We start from the raw sequence: 21,766 nt of genomic DNA on the forward strand, positions 1-21,766 counted from the left end.
TAGTTTGATTTATTTTAGCACTAGCACTTTGACTTACTATTATAGAAATATCCATTCCCCAATCTATCCTCATATACCTAATCGATTTCATGTTTGAAGTTTTGAATGTGCTTGCAACTTTTTGCTCTACCAGAAATGTAGCACCTTACTTTCTCTAATTCATGTGGTAGATGTAGATTATGCAGCACAATATCATCTATTGTTTAGATCATAGCACGTTATTGTTGGTTGCATGACGGATTGTCTCTAGCTTAGTAATCCTAGCTAAGTGATATATCAATGATCCAAGGTACAAAAATGATAGAGGGGTATATAGTTTTTTTAAAATATTTTATAGGTCGTAACCTTTTGACTCTTTTGCACAATTCTATCCGCAAATTCCTCAAACTTGTCAGTGCATCAGCCCAGGCTCCTGATAGATTTGTTTCCGCAGCCTCTATACTCCTGTACCTTGAAGCTTTTGTTGTGAGGGCTATACCTGCCAAAGCACACAGGGTAAATTATTCTTATCTGCTTTATCTAGTTTAGAATATATAGTAAATTAGTTAATTATTCAGGATTAACTGTCAATTCTGGCAGTGAAGGCTATGAGCCAACCAAACGCACATATTATAACTATGGAAAATAGAACAGCTTTAGCACCAGAGCAGCGCGAAGAATTACTCAGCACATTGAAAGCCCGTTTTGAGAAAAACATAAACCGCCATCAGGGGCTTGAATGGGCTGAAGTACAGGCAAAGCTGGAAGCTAATCCGGAGAAGCTGTGGTCGCTGGATGAAATGGAAAGTACTGGCGGGGAGCCGGATGTGGTAGGCTATGATAATGCGACGGGCGAATACATCTTTTATGATTGCTCAGCGGAAAGCCCCAAAGGCCGCAGAAGTGTTTGTTACGACCGCAAAGCCCTGGAGGCAAGGAAACAACACAAACCGGAAAACTCCGCGGTGGATATGGCTGGGGCGATGGGTGTTGAACTGTTAACGGAAGAACAATACCGGGAACTGCAGCAATTGGGGAGCTTTGATACGAAAACATCCAGCTGGGTGAAAACGCCTGATCCTATCCGGAAGCTGGGCGGGGCTCTCTTTTGTGACCGTCGCTACGACACTGTTTTTGTATACCACAACGGAGCCGATTCCTACTATGCTGCCAGAGGCTTCCGTGGCTCCCTGAGAGTTTAAAAGCAAAAGAGCCGCACAGACTTGTGCGGCTCTTTTGCTATACCTCGTAAGCAAGCAGGGCAGTTTTCTAAAGGGAAACCAGGTACTCCAGTTCGCTTGCCGTTTCGCAGACCACATAACAGGAAAAGGAAGGATTGGGAGTAAACCTTGGGCCTATGTTCAGACGCATGAAATACTGCCCGCCCAGCTCAAACGTCACCCCCAGCGGAGTATCTAGGAAGCCTCCACGTAGTTTTTGAAATTATCCAGGATGGCCTGCCAGCCCGCCTGCTGCATCTCAGCCGGATGGCTGTTATCGGCATCAAAGCTTTCGGTCACACGGGTTTCATTGCCGTTGGGCGCAAATACTATCTGCACTTTCCTTCCGTCCTCCATGGTATACTCGATGCGCTCGTGCTCTTTCACGGTGGTGTAGGTGCCGGTAAAGTCAAACCCCATGCTGCCGTCTTTGGCTTCCATACGGGACATGAACTTGCCGCCCTCGCGCAGGTCGTTTTCTGCCCGTGGTGTATGCCAGTCGGGGGAGGCATTGTTCCATTGGGTAATGTGGCGGGGTTCTGTCCAGAACTTCCATACTTTCTCTACCGGCGCCTGGATGGTGGTGCTTACTGTAATAACGTTTTTTTCTGCTGTGTTTTCCATAGTTAACTGGCTAAGTGAATTGTTATTTAATATTACAAATTTACCATGACTATCCTAATCCGATGAGGTGCAAAAATGACAAAAGTGGGGTGGTTTGCGGCAAAATAAAATGGAATGGATCGCTTTGGGTTTCCGGTCTTCCTGCTGTTTTATGTGTCCTAAAATGGAAGCTACTGTAAACTCCTCCGCTGGTGCAGGCCTGTCCGCACCTGTGCTGTTCTTGCCTGTACCTGCCTGGGATATACTTTAAAGTATAGGGGCCTGATCTTGGGCTAGCCTGTATCTAAAAAGTCTTAATTTTATCCGGTTTTTATACTATATTTGATAAGGCTAACCTCCACCGCCATGAAAAACCTCTACCTCCTCTTCCTCGCCCTACTTCCCCTCACCACCCACGCCCAAACCATCACCCGGCTCGACGGCAGCAACATAACCGCGGCGGCCTTAGACCAGAAGATACAGCAGCTAATGGACGCTGCCCAGGTGCAGGGGCTGGCGGTCACCATTTTCAACCAAAACCAACCGGTCTACAAGAAAGCCTTTGGGTACAAGAATTATCAGACAAAGGAACCGCTGAAAACCAGCACCAACTTGTATGGTGCCTCCCTGAGTAAGGCGGTTTTTGCGGTGCTCGTGATGAAGCTGGTGGAGGAGGGGCGGCTGGAGCTGGACAAGCCGCTGCAGGAGTACTTGCCAAAACCGATTTATACCTATGCCTCCCAAACCAAATGGCACGATGATTACTCAGCGTTGAAGAACGACAGCCTCTACCATTACATCACAGCCCGCATGTGCCTGGCTCATACCTCCGGCTTCCCGAATTGGCGTTGGGTGGAAGAGGACCAGCAGCTACGGGTAAAGTATAAACCCGGCACAAAGTATAGCTACTCCGGCGAGGGGCTGGTGTACCTGCAGGTGGTGTTGGAGAAATTAACCGGCAAAACGCTGGAAGAGCTGATGCAGGAAAAGGTGTTTAAGCCTGCAGGCATGAAGCACTCGTCGTATACCTGGCAACCGCGTTTTGAGCAGGATTATGCGCTGGGCCATCAGGCAAACGGGGAGCTTTACCCCAAAGATAAGGACAACGAGGCCCGCTCGGCCAGCACCCTTGAAACCACACTGGATGATTATACTCTATTTACGCAGGCGGTGCTGCAGCACAAGCTCCTGAAGCCTGCTACCACCCGCGAAATGTTCAGTCCTCAGATCAGGATCCGGTCCGTAAAACAGTTCGGTCCTCTAAGCCAGCGCGACACTACCGCCAACGATGCCATAAACCTGAGCTACGGCCTTGGCTGGGGACTGCTGCAATCACCGCTGGGTGTAGGGGCTTTCAAGGAAGGGCACGGCGACGGTTTTCAGCATTACTCCATCATCTTCCCGAAAGCGGGCATCGGCATCCTCCTCCTGAGCAACAGCGACAATGCCGAGAGCATTTTTAAGGAGCTGCTCGAAACGGCTATTGCAGACACCTACACGCCTTGGTATTGGGAAAACTATATCCCTTATGATCAGCAGCCATCAAAATAAGTATGAATAGCTAAGCGGACCGGGTGTAGAAAGCGGGAGACAAATTATCTTAAGGAGAGCGCCAATGTATAGGCATCTCTGCTATTATGTACCGTGCCTGCGCTGAAAAGGAAAAGCCGTCAGATACGGCTGATCTTGCTGCCCATCCTACCGGCAAACTCAGCCTCGGTGGTAGTGCCGGTCAGTTCCATCGCCTTTAACGATAACCGGGCGCAGGCATCGGCATCGGAGGCGGCCCGGTGATGCAGGAAATCGATGCGGTGCATGTTGCAGAGCGTTTTCAAGTCATACTTGTGCATGCCTTTCCAGATGTTTTTGGAGAATTTAAGGCTGCAGGCATAGCGGGCCTCGGGCAGCGGAATTTTATAGGTGGACAGTGTTTTCCTCAACACGCTCACATCGAAGCTGGCATTGTGCGCGATCAGGAACTGCCCCTCCAGATAGGGCTGCAGCACCGGCCACAGCTCCCGGAAATCCGGCTGGTCTTTCACATCGGCTGGCCTGATGCCATGCACCGCTACGTTAAAGGAATTGAAGTGCGGGTAGTATAGCGGCTTGATCAGCCAGGAGCGCGTTTCTACGATCTGCCTGCCCCGTACCACCGTCACACCAATTTCACAGGGGCTGTCACGTTGTGGCGTAGCTGTCTCGAAGTCTATTGAGATGAAATCCATGGCGCAATTTAGCGAATAATGCCCACAACCATTCCACAGGATAGCCGGCAACCTGAGGCGCTGACCAAGTATGGCTGTTTAAAAACCACTTCACTTTTTGGGGATAATCTTACCCTAACAAAAGAATATTTTTGGTACTAAAACAAGGTGGTTATAAAAATGGAATTGTATTTGGTTGAAGAACAATTATATACCAGAACCTTTTAAAAGGCGCGCTGCAGGCCAGAAATATTGCATCGTAACCAACTATATAAGATGACACGTATATAGGCCGTTTACAACTAAACTAACATACTTACCATTTATGATGAAGAAGTTTTTCTTTGCAGTTGCCCTGGCCTTTGGCACATTTACAGCTGCGCAGGCGCAGGCAACATTTGGCGTTAGGGGAGGAGCAAACCTGACGAACCTGTCCGGCGATCTTCAGAACGAAGACAGGTTCGAGAACAAAGTGTCCTTTCATGGAGGTGTTACCCTGAACTTTCCGGTGGTAGAGGATTTCTTCTCCATCCAACCGGAGCTGCTCTACTCCAGAAAAGGCTTCAAGAACAACAGCGAGGAGTATACGAACCTGCTGCTGCAGAAAAGAAGACGCGAAGGCAGCGTAGACTACAATTACCTGGAGCTGCCGGTGCTGGGTCATTTCAACGCCGGCCCGGTATACTTTGAGTTTGGTCCGCAGCTGAGCTACCTGCTGAGCGTGAACAACAAAACAGAGCTGTACGACGGTGACGGCACCCGCCTCTCCAGCGAGAAAGATGCGAAGAGCAAAGACGGGCTGTCGGAGTTTGAAGTGGGCTACGCGGCCGGTTTGGGCTTTAAAGCCAGCAACGGCGTTAGCCTGGGCATTCGCTATAACGGCGCCTTCTCCGACTTCGTGAAAGAGGACGTGAACTTTGAAGGAGACCTGACAAACGCCCGCCACTCGGTGTTCATGCTCACACTGGGTCTTCGTTTCCCGTCGGGCAACTAAGTATAAAGTATAAACTATGGAAACTGCCAGCCTCGCCCTTTGGGTGGGGCTGGCTTTTTTATGCCGTTTTCTGGCGTAAGTCTCCAGACTTGTGTCGTTATTATAATGTCGCGTTTGTAGCTTGGTCGGCTTGAAAAGCCATACTTGCGCTGGCTATACTTTATACTTTGATCATACCTATCGCTGGCGCGGGCTTGCAGCCCGTGCCTTTTTATACTTTAGCCGTTGCTTCCTGTAGCTTGACACAGGCCACACTTTTATTCCTTGCTGGCTCCCGTTTATCCTCCAGCCCTCCGCTGGCGCGGGTTTGCAACCCGTGTCTTTCTACAATCTCGGATTTGTAATCCGAGTGGCTTGAAAAGCCATACTTGCTACAGCTATACTTCCTTAGCCCCTGCTTCCTGCAACAGGAACTAAGCTATACTTGCTAGCTGCTGTTCATCCATGGCTTTACGACCAACTTGTTCCATAGTATACTTTCTGCTCTCAAGCCCGAGAGGGCTCGTCTTCGGGGGTAGGGGCCCTCGATAAGGGCATCGCGCTGTGTACATTTTCTTTGCTTGACCTGCGGTCTCCGCAATTTCGCTAAAGCGAAACCGTAAATCTACAAGGCGCTCAACCCAAGGACTGGGAACAGATTCGATAGCCGCTGCCCTTGCTGTCATCTCGACCTATGGGAGAGATCTCTTTAGAATTCCCGATAGATCTCTCGCCCTGCTCGAGATGACAGGGAAGGAGTAAGTATAGCTCCCTCCCCTGTTCTTAGGGGAGGGCTGGGGTGGGGTGAAGCAGAGGGGCAGGGGTGGTTGGAACCGGTAACGGGAAACTCCCTCCTGTTTTGGGGACGGGGTAACACCTTCGAAGAGCAAGGGCCGTTGAGCCCAGTGGTGGATCGCACGGATCAGAAAAACCGGAACAGCTATAAAAACTTTAAACACCACCTCCTGTTCTTAGGAGGTGACAAGGGGAGGTAAAACCGGTTCATCTACCCACCCCCGTTCCCCGTATAGGGAAGTATAAATGCTCTCATGTCAGATAAATAGCACAATCAAATATGTTAATCTTTTGGACGTTAGTTATAGGCGCGGTGCTCGGGTATATGTTTGGCTACTACATAAAACCTAACCAGCGGCTGCAGAAAGCCATAGAGCAGGCCCGGCAGGCAAGTATGGCGGTGCTGGAGCAAGGCCGGCAGGGGGTATACCGTACCGTGGTGACAGACCATAACCAGCAATCGGAACTGGTGGTGGAGGTAAAGGAGCTGGCCGTCACGCAGGCCGGGCAGGTGAAGGTGGAGTACCTGAGCGCCTTTTACAGGAACCCGGATTTCCGTACCAAAAAGGGAGAGGCCCTGATGCGGGAAGTGCGCGAATTATTAGGAGATTACCTGCCTTTATCCGATATTGAATGGTACGAAAACGCTGCGCGCCAGGAACAGGCCCGCAAAAGCCTTCAATCGTTAGACACCCTAGACAAACACCATTATGGAGCCTAAAACCATGGAAAACACCAACATCACCATCACCGAGAACAAAGAGCTGCTACAGCAGAAAGCCCAGGACCTCTCCAGGTCCATAGACCCGGAGAAACCGGAGAGCCTCACCAACTTTGGGGTGGAGACGCAGCGGAAGCTGGGGCAGTACTCCAACGAGCTGCTGGCAAAGGTGAAGGCAAAGGACTCCGGTGATGCCGGCGAGGCCATAAACGAGCTGCTGGCCCAGATCAACATGATCAAGATTGACGAGGAGGAGAAGCGTAGTCTGCTGTCGCGGCTTCCATTTGGCAAGAAGCTGCAGGACCGCTCCAAGAAGCTGGCCATACAGTATAATTCCATCTCGGATAACGTGGACGATGTGGTGATCAAGCTGGAGAAGACGCGCCAGAGCGTGCTCAAGGACTCTACCAGCCTGGAGGTGATGTTTAAGCAGGCCGTAGAGTACATACACGAGGTGCGCGCCGTGATCGCTGCCGGCAAGCTGAAGATCGAGCAGATCGAGAACGAGCTGATCCCGAAATTGCAGGAGGAGGTGGAGACCAGCAACCAGGACGAGCTGGTGGTACAGCGCCTCAGCGACCTCATCGCCTTTAAGGACAGACTCGAGAAGAAGGTGCACGACCTCACCCTCTCCCATACCATCGCCACGCAGTCGATGCCGCAGATACGCATGATCCAGACGACCAACGATGTGCTGGCCCAGAAAATACAGAACTCCATCGTGACCGTAATTCCGGTGTGGCGCCAGCAGGTAGCCATTGCCCTGGGGTTGGAGAAGCAGCGCAAGGCACTGGAGATACAGAAGAAAGTAACCGACACCACCAACGAAATGCTCCTGAAGAACTCGCAGCTCCTGAAGACCAATGTGGTGAACGCAGCTAAAGAGAACGAGCGCGGCATTGTGGATGTGGAAACGCTCAAAAAAGTAAACCGCGATATGGTGGAGACACTGGATGCCGTGGTGAAGGTTGCGGAGGAGGGAAGTAAGAAACGCGCGGATGCCGTGAAAGAACTGGCCACGGTGCAGGAGGAACTCAACAGTAAGATCATCGGCTCGTTTGGTAAGTCGAAGAAAATCGAAACGGAATAATGGCAGCAGGAAAAGAGCAGAAGCAAGCACCTGAAAGGCTCCTGACACAGGAGCAGGAGGCACTGCTGGCGTTATACCTGCAGAAGCTCGACTCGTATTTCGAAGAGCTGAAAGCCTCTGATGCCATCCAGGTGGAGATAGAAACGCAGCATCTTAAAAAGATACTTCATACATGATAAAGCTTTTGCGCTCCCTATTCGGGCTGAACGGGGTTACCGGCAACAGAAAGGTGGTAGGCGGTCCTGAAAGTATAGAGGCAAAGGAAGTGCCTTTCATCCGGGAGTCGAACCAGCGGCTGGTGGCACTGCAGGAGCTGTATGCCAGGTATAAAAACACGCCCTACGCCCAGCAACTGCAGGCGGCATATGAGAAGACAAGGCGCGTCCACACCTACCTGATTGCCCGCGGGCGGGGGCACGAGCTGGAGCTGTTTCATGTGCAGCACACGGATCATTTCCTGAGCACCTTCACCGCTATTATAGACGCCCGCCAGGAGCCGCAGGCGGAGGTGCCGCTGCCGCCTCAGCGCATTCCGCAGCCGCTACCAGCCGGCAGGCCCGACGTGCTGGGCAGAACGGTGGTGTTCGGGCCGTTTCGCAGCGACCGGAAAGAGGTGAAAGCCGCCCGCACCCTAAACCACGAAACCAACCAGCGCGCCTTTCAGGACATAGCCGAATCGAGCACCGAAGTGCCGCGGCTGAACCTGCCGGAGATTTCCATTAACACCTACTCCAAAATCGTGTACCTGCGTGAGGATGTGTCGGATGGGCTGACCACCAGTGAGATCGGTTTTACCTCTACACAGGAGGAGAAGGAGGCGTTTGTAGCTTATATCTCGGCCAGGCTGGGGCTGCACCATATTACGTATGCCGGCAACGCCATGGTCTATGTGCCTACCCACGCCAGCACCCATCCTGCAGAAATGGTCCCGGTTATACATTGGCACGGCTGCCCCTACGTATTAAGCATGGATGACTACCGCCTCTACCCGGTGCGCACGTACCGGAAGCGGAGGTAGTTTAGGGAAGCAGCCAATCAAGGGAGCGAGTAGCGTCGGAGTGCATCATCCGGCGCTCGAGTGCCGACGTTATACCTTACGCCAGCGAAAAATTTAAAGTATCATTGAAGCCGCTATACTTTCATGGCAGCTCCACCACTTCACAGCAGGAATAAGCCACAGATCAACCTGAAACATGCCCTACAAACGTTTCTACAAAGGCCTTTATGGCACCGATTCCATCGAGTTTGCGAAAGGACTGGTGAACGTGCACCCCTTCGGTGAAATAGGGCGGCAGCATGAGGGGCAGGTGAAGCGGCACGCGCATAATAACCTTTTCCAGGTGTTTATGGTGGAGTCCGGTACCACCGAGCTGCACCATGCCGCCACCAAAACCACCATACAAGCCCCAGCCATCATCACCGTTTCTAAAAACCATGAGCATGGCTTTCTGCACCAGGGAGAGGTCTCCGGCTGGATCATCAGCCTGTCGGACACCGTGCTGGAGCACATGCTGCAGCGCGAGGCGGAGGTGGTGTATGCCATGGAAGCCATCCGCATTTTCCGGGTGACGGAGGAAAATGCCGGCGCGGTGCAGGTATTCGATACCGGGCAAAAGTGTGTGCAAGAGTATAACCTGCAGTTCCCGGGCAGGCTGCTGATGCTGCAGTACCTGGTGGGGCAGCTGCTGGTGCAGCTTTACCGCCTTTCCCTTTCAGAGCAGGAGCAGGCGGTGGGCGCCGACAATGTGAGCAAGATATACTTCCGCAGGTTTCAGCAGCTTATGAAAGAGGAGAACTCCTATAAAATAAGTGTGGAGGAGTATGCCCGCCACCTTAGTATCTCTACCGGCCACCTGAGCCGGGTGTGCAGAAGTGTCGCCGGTAAATCCCCCAAAGACATCATCATCAGCTACTTTATTACCGAGGCGCAGCTGGCCCTGTCTGACGTGGAGAAATCCGTGTCCGAAGTATGCTTTGAGCTGGGCTTCGACGACCCCGCCTATTTTACCAGGCTCTTCAAAAAAAGGACGGGCCTGGCCCCCATGGCCTTCCGGAAGAAGATCGGGGTGAAGAGCGCTTAAGGACCGACTCCCTCCAAAATGTTCGATTTATCATACTATTAGACGTATAGTCCTACTCCTCAGGAGCAAGATTGGCTAAATTTGTTTATACCAGTGAGTGGTTACTTCCTTATTTGGTTAATCAGCTCACAATTAAACGTTTAGGCCGTATTGTTATATATGAGAGAAGCGAGGATAGAGCGCATAGAAACCGTTATTGTAGACCTGCCCACCATCAGGCCGCATCACCTGTCGATGGCCGTGATGCGCAACCAGACGATGGTGCTGGTGCGGCTGTTTTGCAGCGATGGTATAGAGGGGATAGGCGAAGCCACCACGATTGGCGGCCTGAGCTACGGGGATGAGTTTCCGGAGGGGATGAAGTTCACCATCGATACCTACATCGCTCCCTTGCTGCTGGGCAAAGCCGCTACAAGTATAAATGCGGTGATGGCGGAGCTGGAACATCAGGTGCAGAGTAACAACTTTGCAAAATCGGCCATCGAAACCGCCCTGCTGGATGCACAGGGCAAGCGCCTGGGGGTGCCGGTTTCGGAGCTGCTTGGCGGTGCTGTTACCCCTACGTTGCCTGTGCTCTGGACCCTGGCTAGCGGTGATACCGCCAAAGACATTAAGGAGGCGCAGGAGCTACTGGCCAATGGCCGGCACAATACCTTTAAGCTAAAGATCGGCAGAAATGACTGGAAAGTAGATGTAGCTCACGTAGCCGCCATAAAAGAAGCCGTTGGGCCGGATGTGAAGGTAACCGTGGACGTGAACCAGGCCTGGACAGAGAGTATGGCCAAGCAGGGAATCGCCCGGCTACAGGACGCCGGCATCGACCTGATCGAACAACCCATTGTCAAGACAAATTTTGAGGGGCTGGCCCGGCTTACCCAATACTTTCGCGTGCCGATTATGGCCGATGAGGCGGTTGCCACGGTTTCCGATGCCTTTAAACTGGCCAGGATCGGGGGCGGCAGCGTGTTTGCCCTTAAGATTTCAAAAGCTGGCGGCTTAACCAATATCCGGAAACAGGCGGCCATTGCGCAGGGCGCGGGCATTAGCCTGTACGGCGGCACCATGCTCGAAGGCACGGTCGGCACCGTCGCCTCGGCGCACGTTTTCAGCACCCTCCCGAACCTCGACTGGGGCACCGAGCTCTTCGGCCCGCTCCTGCTCACCGACGATATTGTTAAATCCCGCATCACCTATGGAAACGGCAAACTAGAAATCCCGCAGGGACCGGGGCTGGGCATTGAGCTGGATATGAACCAAGTAGAAAAGTATAAAAGACGATAAACTATGATATTTCACGTGCACATGACAGTGAACATCCCCCTGGATCTAGATAAAACCTACGTGGATGAGCTGAAATCAAAAGAGAAGGCACTCTCGCAGGAACTGCAGCGGCAGGGCAAATGGACGCACATCTGGCGTATTGCCGGCAAGTATGCCAACATCAGCATTTTTAACGTAGCCAGCGCCGGCGAGCTGCACGACATCCTGATGTCGCTGCCGCTTTACCCTTTTATGGAAGTAGAGGTAACTGCCCTGTGCCAGCACTATTCATCTGTTAAAGACGAAGAGGAAGCCCACTAACGAATCCGATTATACCTCATCATTACTATCATCTTAAAGCAAATTAACTAACAACCTTAAATCCGATACCACCATGGAAAGAAGTCAGATAGATGCCGTTATCGAGAAAATTGAATCTACAGAAGCACAGGGCCGGGGCTCTGAGCGCATCAAAGAGATCGTAAACCGCCTCACCCGCGACCTGTTCTACGCTATCGAGGACCTGGACATACAGCCGGAAGAGATCTGGAAGGCGGTGGACTGGCTCACGTTAACTGGTAAAAACAACGAATGGGGACTGGTCGTTGCCGGTATTGGCCTGGAGCACTTCCTGGACCTGCGCATGGACGAGGCCGAGGCCAAAGCCGGTATAACCGGAGGCACCCCGAGAACGATAGAAGGACCGCTCTACGTGCCAGGCTCACCGGAATCGGTAGGCTATGCCGAGCTGGAAACTGTGCCCGAGGTCGGCGCCGAGCGACTATACATGCAAGGCCAGGTGCGTGATGAAGATGGCAAGCCGGTACCGCACGCAAAAGTGGAAGTATGGCATTGCAACCTGAAAGGCATGTACTCCATTTTTGATTCGTCGCAGCCGCCCTACAACCTGCGCAGAGCGATCATCACCGACGAGAATGGCCGCTACAGGTTCAAGAGCATTCTCCCGGTGGGCTACAGCTGTCCTCCTGGCGGTGCTACAGACCAGTTCCTCAAAGCCATTGGCCGCCACGGCAGCCGTCCGGCACACATTCACTTCTTTGTAACAGCGCGGGGATACCGAAAGCTAACTACACAGATCAACATAGAAGGCGACCCGCTTATCTGGGATGACTTTGCCTTTGCCACCCGCGAAGAATTGGTACCTCACATTACGCGCTACTCGGAGGCGGAGGCCAGGGAGAAGTTCGGTATTGATGAGCCGTTTGCCTCTATCGATTTCGATTTTGAGATACACAGGGAGAAAGAAGGCGTGTTCGATGCAGAAATTGAAAGAACCCACGGTCCGAGATAAGGAGAATCGCTGGATGAGATGGGTTTATACTTTCTAGATCCATCTCGCATTTTTCCTCCGCGCCTTGGAGTCGTTCAGTCATACTTGGGCAAGTAACGGAGAAGAGCTAAGGTACAAGCATAGAAACAACAACGCATGCCAACTATAAAGATCGCCCTTAACACCTGTTTTTATACCTATGAAGACCTGGGGCATGAGGATACCATTGTGTTCTCGAATTCGCTAGGCACAGACCTGACCATGTGGGACGAGGTGGCGCAAATAATCAAGCAGCACCTCAACGTACTGCGTTACGATACGCGCGGGCATGGGCAAAGCACCATCCATGCGGATGTGGTAAGTATAGCCGAGCTGGGCCAGGATGTGATCGAGCTGCTGGACCATTTAAAGCTGGATAAAGTATACTTCTCCGGCCTCTCGATGGGCGGACTTATTGGCCAGTGGCTGGGCATTCACCGTCCGGAGCGGTTCAGGAAAATCATCCTTGCCAATACCGCGGCTAAAATCGGTACTGCCGAAGGCTGGAATGCGCGCATAGACCAAGTCGTGATGAACGGCCTGCAAAGTATACTGGACGGTACGGCGCAGCGCTGGTTTACCCCCGAGTTCAGGGATAAGTACCCGGAGAAAGTGAGCGCGATTTTGCAGAAGTTCAAACAAACTTCCCTGCAAGGCTACACGGCCAACTGCGCCGCCGTGCGCGATGCAGACTTCCGGGAAGAGCTTCCAAAACTGAGCGTCCCGACCCTGGTCATCAGCGGCACCCAGGATGAAGTGACCACACCTGCAGACGGCGACTTTTTAGCTAACAGCATACCCCGGTCACGGCACGTGCAGCTTCCCGCCAACCATCTGTCCAGCGTGGAATTGCCCGAAGCATTTGCGGAGAGCCTGCTGTCTGCCACCATGAACGAAGGCGGCATTTAATCGATAATCAATCTCAAGATAAAAATATGAAATCGGTACCACAGATAAGCCTTGAAGAAGCCGTTGCTTTGGTAAAGGATGGCGATATACTACTGCAGGGCGGCTTCGGGATGACGGGTAACCCCGTACACCTGATGCACGCGCTGGCCGAAACCAAAACCAAGGACCTGACCTTTATCGGCAACAATGTTGGCGAGGCAGGCATTGGCGGCGGCAAACTGCTACGCAACGGGCAGATCAAAAAGATGATCGGCTCTTTCTTTACCAGTAACCCGGAGGCCGTGAAAGCGGCCCAGGAGGGGAAGGTGGCGTACGAGCTGCTGCCGCAGGGCACCCTTGCCGAGGCCATACGGGCCGGCGGGGCAGGCATTGGTGGTTTCTTCACCCCCACATCGGCCGGAACAGAACTGGCCAAGGGCCGCGAGACAAAAATGATTCAGGGGAAGGAGCAGGTCTTTGTGGAAGGCATCCGCGGGAACGTGGCCTTCGTGCGGGCCTGGAAGGCGGATACCGCTGGTAACCTGACCTACCGCATGACGGAGCAGAACTTTAACCGCGCCATGGCTACCGCCGCAGATATCGTGATAGCGGAAGTGGAAGAGATCGTGCCGGTAGGGGAGATCGCGCCGGAGCACGTGCACACGCCAGGCTCCTATGTCGACTACCTCGTGGAAGCAAAGCTAACCAAGGAGGACCTGGGCTCTTCTGCCTCCGTGGCCTCGTCGAGGAAAGTGGACGAGACGCGCATGAACATGGCCAGACGTGCCTTACAGGAGCTCAAAAGAGGCGACGTGGTGAATCTGGGCATCGGTATTCCGACGCTGGTGGCAGACCTGATCACACCCGAAGATGGTATTGTGATGCACACCGAGAACGGCATGCTGGGCGTTGGCCCTGCCCCGACAGACGGCGGAGGCGCCATGGATTACCCCGTGAACGCCGGCAAGATTCCGGTAACCGCGCTGCCGGGGGCCAGTTACTTCGACTCCACCGACTCCTTTGCCATGATCCGCGGCCGGCATGTGGACGTGGCGGTGATGGGAGGACTGGAGGTAGATGAGAAAGCAAACCTGGCTAACTGGGCTGTACCGGGTCAGCCGCTGTTGGGCGTTGGCGGTGCCATGGACCTGGCATCGGGGGCCAAGACGCTCATCATCACCATGACGCACACGAACAAAAACGGCACCTCTAAGATCGTTCCGAGCTGCAACCTGCCCCTGACCGCATTGCAGGCCGTGGATCTGATCATCACTGACCTGGCCGTGTTCAGGTTCGTAGAGGGGGAGCTGACACTGATAGAACTGATGCCAGGGGCAACGCTGGAGGACGTGAGGGCTAAAACCACAGCCCGGTTTGTAGAGAAGTTAGGATAGGCAGGAGACGACCTGTCCGCAGTTTGAAAGTTTAAAAATGGAAGTATGAGCAAAGAAGCCTATATCATAGACGGCATCAGGACCCCGATCGGGAACTTTGGCGGCGCCCTTTCGGCCGTCCGCACCGACGACCTGGCGGCAATGGTGATCAAAGAACTCATTGACCGCAACCCCAACATTCCGAAGGAAGTGATAGACGATGTTATACTTGGCTGCCACAACCAGGCAGGGGAGGACAACCGCAATGTGGCGCGCATGGCGGCGTTGCTGGCCGGCCTGCCGGTTACAGTGCCTGGCGAGACCGTGAACCGCTTATGCGCCTCGGGCATGTCGGCGATAATACATGCGGCCCGCGCCATAAAGGCCGGAGATGGCGACGTATTCGTTGCCGGGGGCGTGGAGCATATGACGCGCGGCCCACTGGTTGTCTCAAAGCCTTCCAAAGCCTTTGGCACTGATTCGAAGATGGAGGACTCCAGTTTTGGCTGGCGCTTCGTGAACCCGAAGATGGAGGAAATGTACGGTGTGGACCCGATGGGCATCACGGCCGAGAACCTGGCGGAGAAGTACGAGATTACGCGCGAGGACCAGGACCTGTTTGCCTACCATTCCCAGAGCAAGGCAGCGATGGCGCAGGAGAACGGCACCTTGGCGGAGGAGATCATGCCGGTGCGTATACCGCAGCGCAAGGGAGAGCCGGTGGTGGTGAGCAAGGATGAGTTTGTGCGCCCGAACACCACCGTGGAAACGCTGGCGAAGCTGCGCCCGGCCTTTAAGAAAGACGGAACGGTGACGGCAGGCAATGCCTCCGGGCTCAACGACGGCGCGGCCGCTACTTATGTGGTGTCGGGGGAGGCGGTAGAGAAGTTTAACCTGAAGCCGCTGGCCAGAATCGTGAGTTCTGCGGTGGTGGGAGTGGAGCCGCGCATCATGGGTATCGGGCCGGTACCGGCTACCGAGAAAGCGCTGGAGAGAGCGGGCCTGAGCCTTTCAGACATCAGTGTGATAGAGCTGAATGAGGCATTTGCGGCGCAAAGCCTGGCCTGCACCCGAGCATTGGGGCTGGCAGACGATGACGCGCGGGTTAACATGAACGGGGGCGCTGTTGCCCTTGGCCATCCGCTGGGCATGTCCGGCACGCGCATTGCGTACAGCGCCGCCTTATCGCTGCAGCGCCTGCAGAAACGCTATGCCCTGGCTACCATGTGCGTGGGCGTAGGGCAGGGCTATGCTGTTATCCTGGAGAGGGTATAACTCTGGATTTCAAAGTATAAGTCGTTAGCCCGAAGGTGCGGCGGAGGTTATCGCAAGTATGCAATGAGCTGCCGCCGCACCTTCTGCTTTCCGGAACGGAAAAATCGCCTAACCCGGCTGTTTGGCTGTAGAAACTGGCAGATTTTATACTTTCCCTGGTGCAAGCGTCCGCTTGTGCCTCTAGTAGCCTCCGCTGGCGCGAGTTTGTAACTCGTGCCTTCCTATTCGTTGGGTTTGTAACTCGACTGGCTCGGAGAGTCATACTTCAACTTTGGCTATACTTCCACAGCCGCCGCTTCCTACAACCTGACACAAGATATCCTTGCTAGCTGCTGCTGAACCTCCAGACTTACATGCGGCTCGTTTCATTTCCGGCTTTGGTGCGCTCCAGCCCGAGAGGGCTCGTCCTTTGGCATCGCGCGGTGTACATTTCCTTTGCTTGACCTGCGGTCTCCGCAATTTCGCTAAAGCGAAACCGTAAATCTACAAGGCGCTCCACCCAAGGACTGGGATCAGATTCGATAGCCACCGCTATTTGTCATCTCGACCTATGGGAGAAATCTCTTTAGAATTTCGGATAGATCTCTCGCCCTACTCGAGAGGACAGAGAAAGGGGCAAGTATAATTCCCCTCCTCTGGACTAGCCAAAACGTGAGTTTTGAGCTAGCGAGCGTAGCTCTCTAGGGGTGGGTTTATACTTGTAGGGACAGGTCGCGACCTGTCCGTGCGAGAACAGCAAATATGAAACTTATACTTCAGCTAAAGCCGTTACAGGCTCCCCTCCTTGGTTAAGGAGGGGTAGGGGTGGTTGGACCTTATAAAGGTAAGCACCCTCTCATGTTCTTAGGAGAGGGGTGGGGTGATAGGGGCAGTTAAATCCGGCAAAGCTCCCTTACCTGTTCTTTCGGGAGCGCGCCGGGGTAGGCTTATACTCTAACTTCTCTTTTGTCTATTGTCCAATAGTCCATTGTCAAAACTCCATTGTCAGTAGCTACAGGATGCGCTGCCGGCACTTATTAAGTATCAATCAAATAAAAAGATCAGGCCCTGGAACTAGCTCCGGGCCTGATCTTTTTCGGGAAGTCTGAAAACAGTTATTGCGTGACGGGTGCCTTTTTCAGGTCTTCCTGAAACTTCTTCAGCTGCTTGTCAATCTGTTTTTTATCCCCCACCACCACAAGCGTCATGTCCTTGGGGCGGAGGTAGGTGTTGGCCGTTTGCTGCACTTTCTGCGGTGTGACAGCATGTATGGCTTGAACCTGGTTGGTCAGGAAGGTCTCCGGCAAATCATGCAGGTCCAGGAAGCTGAGCTGGCCGATAATGCCGCCGGGGGTAGAGTTGCGAAGCACGAAAAGCCCGGCCTCATAGTTCTTGATCCCCTTCAGCTCCTCCTCAGATGGCGGCTCACTCCGGAGCTTTTCGATCTCGTAAACGATCTCTTTGAGGGAGTTGCCCGTGTGCTCGGTCGTCACATCGGCCTGCTCCGACCAGTCGCCGACTTTATACTTGGCAGCTAACGAGCTGGAGGGAGAGTAAGTATAGCCTTTGTCTTCGCGGATGTTGCGGGTGATGCGGGAGCCGAAGGAGCCACCCAGCAGGGAGTTGGTAACGCGCAGGGCCATGTAATCCGGGTGCGAGGGGTCTACTACCGGCAACCCAATGATGATGGTGGACTGCGGGGCTCCCGGGCGGTCCACCACGATCATATCGCTTTTAGTAACGGGCTTGGCTACAGGTATGGCGGGGGCAGGGCCTTCTGTCCAGTCGCTCAGCGATGCGGTGATCGCCTCTTTCATAGAAGCCTCGTCAAACTTTCCGGCCACGTATACATCGGTGCGCCTGGCTCCGAACTGCTTCTGGTAAAAATCCTTTACCTGCTCCAAGGTATAGGAGTCTATCTCCTTGTCGGTGGGCAGGTCGCGGCCATAGGGGTGGTCGCCGTAAAGGGCCTTGTTATACTTCATGTACGCCTGCGTGCCCGGCTGCGCCCTGGACAGGTTCATCTGCCGCTTGAAGTCATTCTTTACCCGCTCCAGCTCCGATTCCGGGAAGGCCGGCTCCTTCAGGAGGTCAGCCATTAGCCGTACCAGTTCCGGGCCGAACTCAGAGAGTGCATCTCCGCTGATGTAGGTCTGATTAGGGCCGATGCTGATGCTCAGCGAGCCACCCATACTTGCCACTTCTTCGGCAATCTGTTTGGCATTTTTGGTGGCGGTCCCTTCCTCCATCAGCTTACCGGTTATGTCGGCCAGGCCGTTCTCGTTTGCCTGCTCGTGCACGTTGCCGGCCTGCACAATCATACTTATGGTTACCTTCGGGATCTCACCGTAGGGCACCAGGGTTGCCTCCAGGCCATTTGGTAAGGTGAACTCCTGCTTGGCAGGCAGGTTAAAGTTCTGAGGCGACCCGCCTTCCGGGGGCGTTTGCTTTTGCGCCTGGGCCATACTTGCGCTCATGGCCAGGAGCACGCTCAGCGATAGTGTCAGTAGCTTTTTCATGATGCTTTATATCTGTGCCTGTGGGTTTATAACTAGAATGGTGCGGTTTGTAGGTCGCAGGTACTCTTGAATAGTTTGCTGCATCAGCTCCGGTGTCACCTTCCTGAACTCTTCCTCCAGCTCGTTTATGCGTGCTGGATTATCATCGAACAGCGCGAAGCTCGCCAGCAGGTCAGCCTTGCCGAAGCCGTAGAGCTGGCTTACCTGGTCGTAGAGGGAGGAGCGTATTTTAACCAGGGCCAGGTCAAGTTGCTCCTGCGTAATGCCGTTTTGCTGTAGCCTAGCGATCTCATGGTCCAGCACGTTGATGATGGAGTCAGCGGCCACGTCTTTGTCATAGACCAGGTCGCCCATCCACAGCATCGGGCCGTTGTAGTTGTACATATTGCCCAGATAGGCGTTAATGCCGCCACTCACAGAGCCGGTGTAGCCCCGGTCCTGCACCAGTGCCTGGTGCAGGCGGCTATCGTCGCCCTGCAGCAGTATCTGGTCCAGCAGGCCCATGGCATAGTAGGCAGGCGTGTTGCGCTCGGGCATGTGGTAAGCAAAGGCCAGTGCCGGTTTGTTAGCTAGTTTGTCGTCCTTGGTAAAGCGCTGCTCTCTCTCCTGGCGCGGCTCGGTCAGGTTGGCCGGTTCGGGTAGGTTCGCGGAGGCAATGCCGCCAAAATATTGTTCTATCCACTGCTTTGCCTGGGCCTGCTCAAAATCACCGACTACCACCAGGGCTGCGTTGTTCGGAGAATAGTACGTCTTGAAGAACGATTGCACATCTTCCAGGCTGGCAGCGTCGAGGTCCTCCAGATCACCGTAGAAGTTGTGGGCATTATACCAGTTCTTGTTGGCGTACTGCGGCATATCGAGCCACGGGAAACCGCCGTAAGGCTGGTTGAGCACGTTCACCTTCACCTCGTTTTTTACCACGCCCTGTTGGTTTGTCAGGTTTTCCTGCGTGATGTTCAGGCCTTTCATGCGGTCGGCCTCGGCCCAGAGCATGGTCTCCAGCTTGTGCGCCGGCACGATCTCGAAGTAGTTGGTATAGTCGAAGCGCGTGCTGCCGTTCAGGATGCCGCCGTTTTTCTGCACCAGTTGAATAAACTCCATCTTGCCCAGGTTCTCCGATCCCTGGAACATCATGTGCTCGAACAGGTGAGCAAATCCGGTGCGGTCCTTGGGCTCAATCCTGAAGCCGATATTGTAGTACACGGCTACGGTAACGATGGGCGCCGTCTTGTCGGGCGAGAGCACCACTTTCAGGCCATTGTCCAGCGTGTAGTATTCTACCGGCACCTCAAACGCAGGGGGCGCAGTAGCTTCCACGGCCTCGGTGGTTTGCGTGGCGGCGGTGGTTTCTGCTGTCGGAGCCGTGGTTTTCTGGCTACACGAAGCCAGCACCAGCCCCATGCCAAACACCAGCGGCAACAGCCGGTATTTCCGGGTTCTTACTTTTTCATAGTTACTATGCATAGACACAAGTGGTTAAGGGTTTGTTTCTGATCCTATTAAACATAGCATTATACGATTATTCATACAAGTAATCCATCTTTTTGTGGCTTTATTTCAATGAATGTTGCTTGGCCTTGGCTTCTGCTCCTGTAAAGCCCTTTCTCAGGTAACGAAAGGCTGATGGCAAAGGCGTAGAAAGAAAGTATAGAGGAAAGCAGGCCGCAGCCCACTTTTTCAAAGTATAGCTCCGCTGGATTTTTCCCTGGCCCGGGTGCGAAAAAGACGGGTTCCAGTGCTGCTTCTGCCATTGCGGCGTGAAGTAGCGGAAACGCCGTAATGTTGGCTGGAGGGAAGTTACCGGCCTGGAAGTACTGGAGATTTACCGGCGGGAGTAAAGTATAAAGTATAAAACCCAAGTTGCGATTTACTCATGCAGTGCAGGTATACACCCCTAACCCCTCAGAGGAGCAGGATCCTTTCATCCTAACAAAATAGGCTCAAAAATTACTGTCATTCTGTTAAGAAACTTGGTAGAAGAGAGGTTAGGCCATTGCTACTGGCCCACAAGATCCTTGCAGGATGACAAAAAAGAGAGAATGGAACGGCCCTACCTAGAGGAGGTGAATCACCTGCTCTTTTGCAAAATTCCCCTCCTCGGAGTGGCAGGGGTAGGTTAATTGCAACTTGAGTTTTAAAGTATAAATCAGGCAAGTACGCCGGTGGGATATTTATACTTTATTTCTGATCATCCTGGATTAGAAACGCATTAATAATACTTCGAATCGAGCCCCTTACTTAACTATAGTTTGATACAGGCTGTTGACTGTTTCTACAATTACTTTGTTGAGCTCATCAGACTCCGGGGCGCTGCAACCGTTTGTGATGACAACGATCCCGAATTTCTCCTTCGGGTGAAAGAACATAGCACTGTAGAGGCCATAGGCAGAGCCTGTGTGCCCCTTTAGGGTTTTGCCGGGGATTAGGTTGCTTTCCGTCATAAGCGCCAGCCCGTAACCGTTTTGGGCAATCTGTTGCTGCATTGCCCTGGCGCTCTTCTTTGAGATGATGCGAGTTCCCTTATACTTGCCTTGCTGCATGTGCATCGTCATGTACCTGGCCAGGTCCGGAGCGGAGAGCTTCATGCCCCCTGTCGGGGAGAATACAGGCGTACTGTAGCCCATGACATAGTTCCGGATCTCCTCCCTACGCGGAGCATAAGCAGAGGGCGACGGAGTGAACTGGCCCGTGAGGGGATCATAGGCGTACAGGGTGGTAAAAAGGGAAGCATCCAGCGAATCAACCGCATAGCCGCCGTACAAGCCCAAAGGGTCCAGAATGTGCTGCTTTACATACTGGTCGAAACGCTCTCCCGACATCTTCTCGATGATGGTGCCCACCATGTTGAAATTCAGGTTGCAGTACTCGTAGCCTTTGCCGGGCTCATAGGCATTATAGCACTGGGCCCAGTCCGGGTTTTTGGCGGGGTTAATAGCATCCAGCGTAAAGTAGCCCTGGCTGTCGTTTATGCTGGAGGTATGAGACAGCACCATTTTTAGCGTGATGGGCGTCTCGGGATACTTCGGGTTTCTTACCTTGAATCCCACCAGTTTACTCATGTCATCTTCCAGCGAAAGCTTGCCGGCCTCCACCAATTGCATGATAGCGGTGGCAGAGAAAGATTTGGAGATGGAGGCTATCCGAAAGATGTCGTCCGGGGAAAGCTTCGTGCCCGTCTCCACGTCCTTCAACCCAAAAGCGTTTACGTAGGCTAATTCTCCTTTTTTCACGACGGCAACGGAAAGGCCCACCACATCGTGCTTCTGCATGATGGCCTGTATTGCCTCTTCGGCTTTCTGCACCTGACCATAAGTACTTACCGCAACTAAGAAGAAGAGGAGAAGGGAACTGAAGAATTTCTGGAGAACGTGTTTCATGAAGTATAGCAAAGCGTGTATACAAATGAAAGCAATTGTCTTCAAAGTATAAAATTATACTTGCCCCCTCTTTTGCTTCCGGAGTTGTGACAGTAAGCA

At 53.3% G+C, this 21,766-nt stretch carries 21 protein-coding genes; 14 read left to right on the plus strand and 7 right to left on the minus strand.

Features of this window, described 5'->3' with window-relative positions; all coding sequences use genetic code 11:
- Window positions 1–617 precede the first annotated feature (617 nt).
- Entirely contained in the window at window positions 618–1,181 is a 564-nt protein-coding gene (locus OH144_RS04755) for a DUF4256 domain-containing protein (protein ID WP_266205154.1), read from the plus strand.
- Between the two features lie 67 nt (window positions 1,182–1,248).
- Here the strand turns inward: OH144_RS04755 and OH144_RS21615 are convergent, their stop codons facing one another.
- Window positions 1,249–1,380: a VOC family protein gene (locus tag OH144_RS21615; RefSeq protein WP_407676621.1), complete on the minus strand. Its 132-nt coding sequence runs from the start codon at window positions 1,378–1,380 to the stop codon at window positions 1,249–1,251.
- A gap of 14 nt (window positions 1,381–1,394) precedes the next feature.
- Window positions 1,395–1,823 carry an SRPBCC family protein gene (locus OH144_RS04760; RefSeq protein WP_266205155.1) on the minus strand — a complete coding sequence of 143 codons (429 nt, stop codon included), beginning with the start codon at window positions 1,821–1,823 and terminating at the stop codon, window positions 1,395–1,397.
- Window positions 1,824–2,168: 345 nt separating this feature from the next.
- Between OH144_RS04760 and OH144_RS04765 the strand changes: the two genes are divergently transcribed.
- Window positions 2,169–3,353: a serine hydrolase domain-containing protein gene (locus tag OH144_RS04765; RefSeq protein WP_266205156.1), complete on the plus strand. Its 1,185-nt coding sequence runs from the start codon at window positions 2,169–2,171 to the stop codon at window positions 3,351–3,353.
- 119 nt (window positions 3,354–3,472) lie between these two features.
- On the opposite strand, the gene OH144_RS04770 is transcribed toward OH144_RS04765, so the two are convergent.
- Window positions 3,473–4,027, minus strand: coding sequence for a 3'-5' exonuclease (locus OH144_RS04770; RefSeq protein ID WP_266205157.1), 555 nt, complete (start codon window positions 4,025–4,027; stop codon window positions 3,473–3,475).
- 304 nt (window positions 4,028–4,331) lie between these two features.
- Between OH144_RS04770 and OH144_RS04775 the strand changes: the two genes are divergently transcribed.
- The 12 genes from OH144_RS04775 to pcaF all read left to right on the plus strand — a co-directional run bounded on the left by OH144_RS04775 (window position 4,332) and on the right by pcaF (window position 15,792).
- Window positions 4,332–5,000 (plus strand): porin family protein, encoded by a 669-nt coding sequence (locus OH144_RS04775; protein WP_266205158.1) that lies wholly within the window; start codon window positions 4,332–4,334, stop codon window positions 4,998–5,000.
- 1,054 nt (window positions 5,001–6,054) lie between these two features.
- Window positions 6,055–6,495 carry a hypothetical protein gene (locus tag OH144_RS04780; RefSeq protein ID WP_266205159.1) on the plus strand — a complete coding sequence of 147 codons (441 nt, stop codon included), beginning with the start codon at window positions 6,055–6,057 and terminating at the stop codon, window positions 6,493–6,495.
- Window positions 6,485–7,585 carry a toxic anion resistance protein gene (locus OH144_RS04785; RefSeq protein ID WP_266205161.1) on the plus strand — a complete coding sequence of 367 codons (1,101 nt, stop codon included), beginning with the start codon at window positions 6,485–6,487 and terminating at the stop codon, window positions 7,583–7,585. The genes OH144_RS04780 and OH144_RS04785 overlap by 11 nt, the downstream gene beginning before the upstream one ends.
- On the plus strand, window positions 7,585–7,761 hold the full coding sequence (locus OH144_RS04790; protein ID WP_266205163.1) for a hypothetical protein: 177 nt from the start codon (window positions 7,585–7,587) through the stop codon (window positions 7,759–7,761). Before OH144_RS04785 ends, OH144_RS04790 begins: the two co-directional genes overlap by 1 nt.
- Complete coding sequence (locus OH144_RS04795) at window positions 7,758–8,603, plus strand: hypothetical protein (protein WP_266205164.1); 846 nt, start codon at window positions 7,758–7,760, stop codon at window positions 8,601–8,603. Before OH144_RS04790 ends, OH144_RS04795 begins: the two co-directional genes overlap by 4 nt.
- Before the next feature lie 175 nt (window positions 8,604–8,778).
- The gene (locus tag OH144_RS04800) at window positions 8,779–9,666 is read left to right on the plus strand and encodes an AraC family transcriptional regulator (protein WP_266205165.1); all 888 of its coding nucleotides are present in this window, start codon (window positions 8,779–8,781) and stop codon (window positions 9,664–9,666) included.
- Window positions 9,667–9,825: 159 nt separating this feature from the next.
- Complete coding sequence (locus OH144_RS04805; RefSeq protein WP_266205166.1) at window positions 9,826–10,947, plus strand: muconate/chloromuconate family cycloisomerase; 1,122 nt, start codon at window positions 9,826–9,828, stop codon at window positions 10,945–10,947.
- Window positions 10,948–10,950: 3 nt separating this feature from the next.
- Entirely contained in the window at window positions 10,951–11,247 is a 297-nt protein-coding gene (gene catC, locus OH144_RS04810) for a muconolactone Delta-isomerase (protein WP_266205167.1), read from the plus strand.
- 73 nt (window positions 11,248–11,320) lie between these two features.
- On the plus strand, window positions 11,321–12,238 hold the full coding sequence (gene catA, locus OH144_RS04815; RefSeq protein ID WP_266205168.1) for a catechol 1,2-dioxygenase: 918 nt from the start codon (window positions 11,321–11,323) through the stop codon (window positions 12,236–12,238).
- Between the two features lie 135 nt (window positions 12,239–12,373).
- A complete protein-coding gene (gene pcaD, locus OH144_RS04820; RefSeq protein WP_266205169.1) occupies window positions 12,374–13,165 on the plus strand; it encodes a 3-oxoadipate enol-lactonase in 792 nt (263 codons plus the stop codon).
- A gap of 26 nt (window positions 13,166–13,191) precedes the next feature.
- The gene (locus OH144_RS04825) at window positions 13,192–14,538 is read left to right on the plus strand and encodes a 3-oxoacid CoA-transferase (protein WP_266205170.1); all 1,347 of its coding nucleotides are present in this window, start codon (window positions 13,192–13,194) and stop codon (window positions 14,536–14,538) included.
- Window positions 14,539–14,583: 45 nt separating this feature from the next.
- The gene (pcaF, locus tag OH144_RS04830; protein ID WP_266205171.1) at window positions 14,584–15,792 is read left to right on the plus strand and encodes a 3-oxoadipyl-CoA thiolase; all 1,209 of its coding nucleotides are present in this window, start codon (window positions 14,584–14,586) and stop codon (window positions 15,790–15,792) included.
- Window positions 15,793–16,886: 1,094 nt separating this feature from the next.
- Here pcaF and OH144_RS04835 read toward each other — a convergent pair.
- From OH144_RS04835 to OH144_RS04850, 4 genes are all read right to left on the minus strand, one after another.
- On the minus strand, window positions 16,887–18,290 hold the full coding sequence (locus tag OH144_RS04835) for a M16 family metallopeptidase (RefSeq protein WP_266205172.1): 1,404 nt from the start codon (window positions 18,288–18,290) through the stop codon (window positions 16,887–16,889).
- Between the two features lie 6 nt (window positions 18,291–18,296).
- Window positions 18,297–19,754 carry a M16 family metallopeptidase gene (locus tag OH144_RS04840; protein WP_266205173.1) on the minus strand — a complete coding sequence of 486 codons (1,458 nt, stop codon included), beginning with the start codon at window positions 19,752–19,754 and terminating at the stop codon, window positions 18,297–18,299.
- A 59-nt stretch (window positions 19,755–19,813) separates the two neighbouring features.
- Window positions 19,814–20,149 (minus strand): hypothetical protein, encoded by a 336-nt coding sequence (locus OH144_RS04845; protein WP_266205174.1) that lies wholly within the window; start codon window positions 20,147–20,149, stop codon window positions 19,814–19,816.
- 375 nt (window positions 20,150–20,524) lie between these two features.
- Window positions 20,525–21,667, minus strand: coding sequence for a serine hydrolase domain-containing protein (locus OH144_RS04850; protein WP_266205175.1), 1,143 nt, complete (start codon window positions 21,665–21,667; stop codon window positions 20,525–20,527).
- Between the last annotated feature and the right edge of the window lie 99 nt (window positions 21,668–21,766).

The organism is Pontibacter kalidii (genome assembly GCF_026278245.1).
GTDB lineage: Bacteria > Bacteroidota > Bacteroidia > Cytophagales > Hymenobacteraceae > Pontibacter > Pontibacter kalidii.

Excerpts from the sequence above, each read along its gene's own strand:
- OH144_RS04755 (WP_266205154.1), top strand. The coding sequence starts at position 618 with ATGGAAAATAGAACAGCTTTAGCACCAGAGCAGCGCGAAGAATTACTC.
- OH144_RS04760 (WP_266205155.1), bottom strand. The coding sequence starts at position 1,823 with ATGGAAAACACAGCAGAAAAAAACGTTATTACAGTAAGCACCACCATC.
- OH144_RS04765 (WP_266205156.1), top strand. The coding sequence starts at position 2,169 with ATGAAAAACCTCTACCTCCTCTTCCTCGCCCTACTTCCCCTCACCACC.
- OH144_RS04770 (WP_266205157.1), bottom strand. The coding sequence starts at position 4,027 with ATGGATTTCATCTCAATAGACTTCGAGACAGCTACGCCACAACGTGAC.
- OH144_RS04775 (WP_266205158.1), top strand. The coding sequence starts at position 4,332 with ATGATGAAGAAGTTTTTCTTTGCAGTTGCCCTGGCCTTTGGCACATTT.
- OH144_RS04780 (WP_266205159.1), top strand. The coding sequence starts at position 6,055 with ATGTTAATCTTTTGGACGTTAGTTATAGGCGCGGTGCTCGGGTATATG.
- OH144_RS04785 (WP_266205161.1), top strand. The coding sequence starts at position 6,485 with ATGGAGCCTAAAACCATGGAAAACACCAACATCACCATCACCGAGAAC.
- OH144_RS04790 (WP_266205163.1), top strand. The coding sequence starts at position 7,585 with ATGGCAGCAGGAAAAGAGCAGAAGCAAGCACCTGAAAGGCTCCTGACA.
- OH144_RS04795 (WP_266205164.1), top strand. The coding sequence starts at position 7,758 with ATGATAAAGCTTTTGCGCTCCCTATTCGGGCTGAACGGGGTTACCGGC.
- OH144_RS04800 (WP_266205165.1), top strand. The coding sequence starts at position 8,779 with ATGCCCTACAAACGTTTCTACAAAGGCCTTTATGGCACCGATTCCATC.
- OH144_RS04805 (WP_266205166.1), top strand. The coding sequence starts at position 9,826 with ATGAGAGAAGCGAGGATAGAGCGCATAGAAACCGTTATTGTAGACCTG.
- catC (WP_266205167.1), top strand. The coding sequence starts at position 10,951 with ATGATATTTCACGTGCACATGACAGTGAACATCCCCCTGGATCTAGAT.
- catA (WP_266205168.1), top strand. The coding sequence starts at position 11,321 with ATGGAAAGAAGTCAGATAGATGCCGTTATCGAGAAAATTGAATCTACA.
- pcaD (WP_266205169.1), top strand. The coding sequence starts at position 12,374 with ATGCCAACTATAAAGATCGCCCTTAACACCTGTTTTTATACCTATGAA.
- OH144_RS04825 (WP_266205170.1), top strand. The coding sequence starts at position 13,192 with ATGAAATCGGTACCACAGATAAGCCTTGAAGAAGCCGTTGCTTTGGTA.
- pcaF (WP_266205171.1), top strand. The coding sequence starts at position 14,584 with ATGAGCAAAGAAGCCTATATCATAGACGGCATCAGGACCCCGATCGGG.
- OH144_RS04835 (WP_266205172.1), bottom strand. The coding sequence starts at position 18,290 with ATGAAAAAGCTACTGACACTATCGCTGAGCGTGCTCCTGGCCATGAGC.
- OH144_RS04840 (WP_266205173.1), bottom strand. The coding sequence starts at position 19,754 with ATGCATAGTAACTATGAAAAAGTAAGAACCCGGAAATACCGGCTGTTG.
- OH144_RS04850 (WP_266205175.1), bottom strand. The coding sequence starts at position 21,667 with ATGAAACACGTTCTCCAGAAATTCTTCAGTTCCCTTCTCCTCTTCTTC.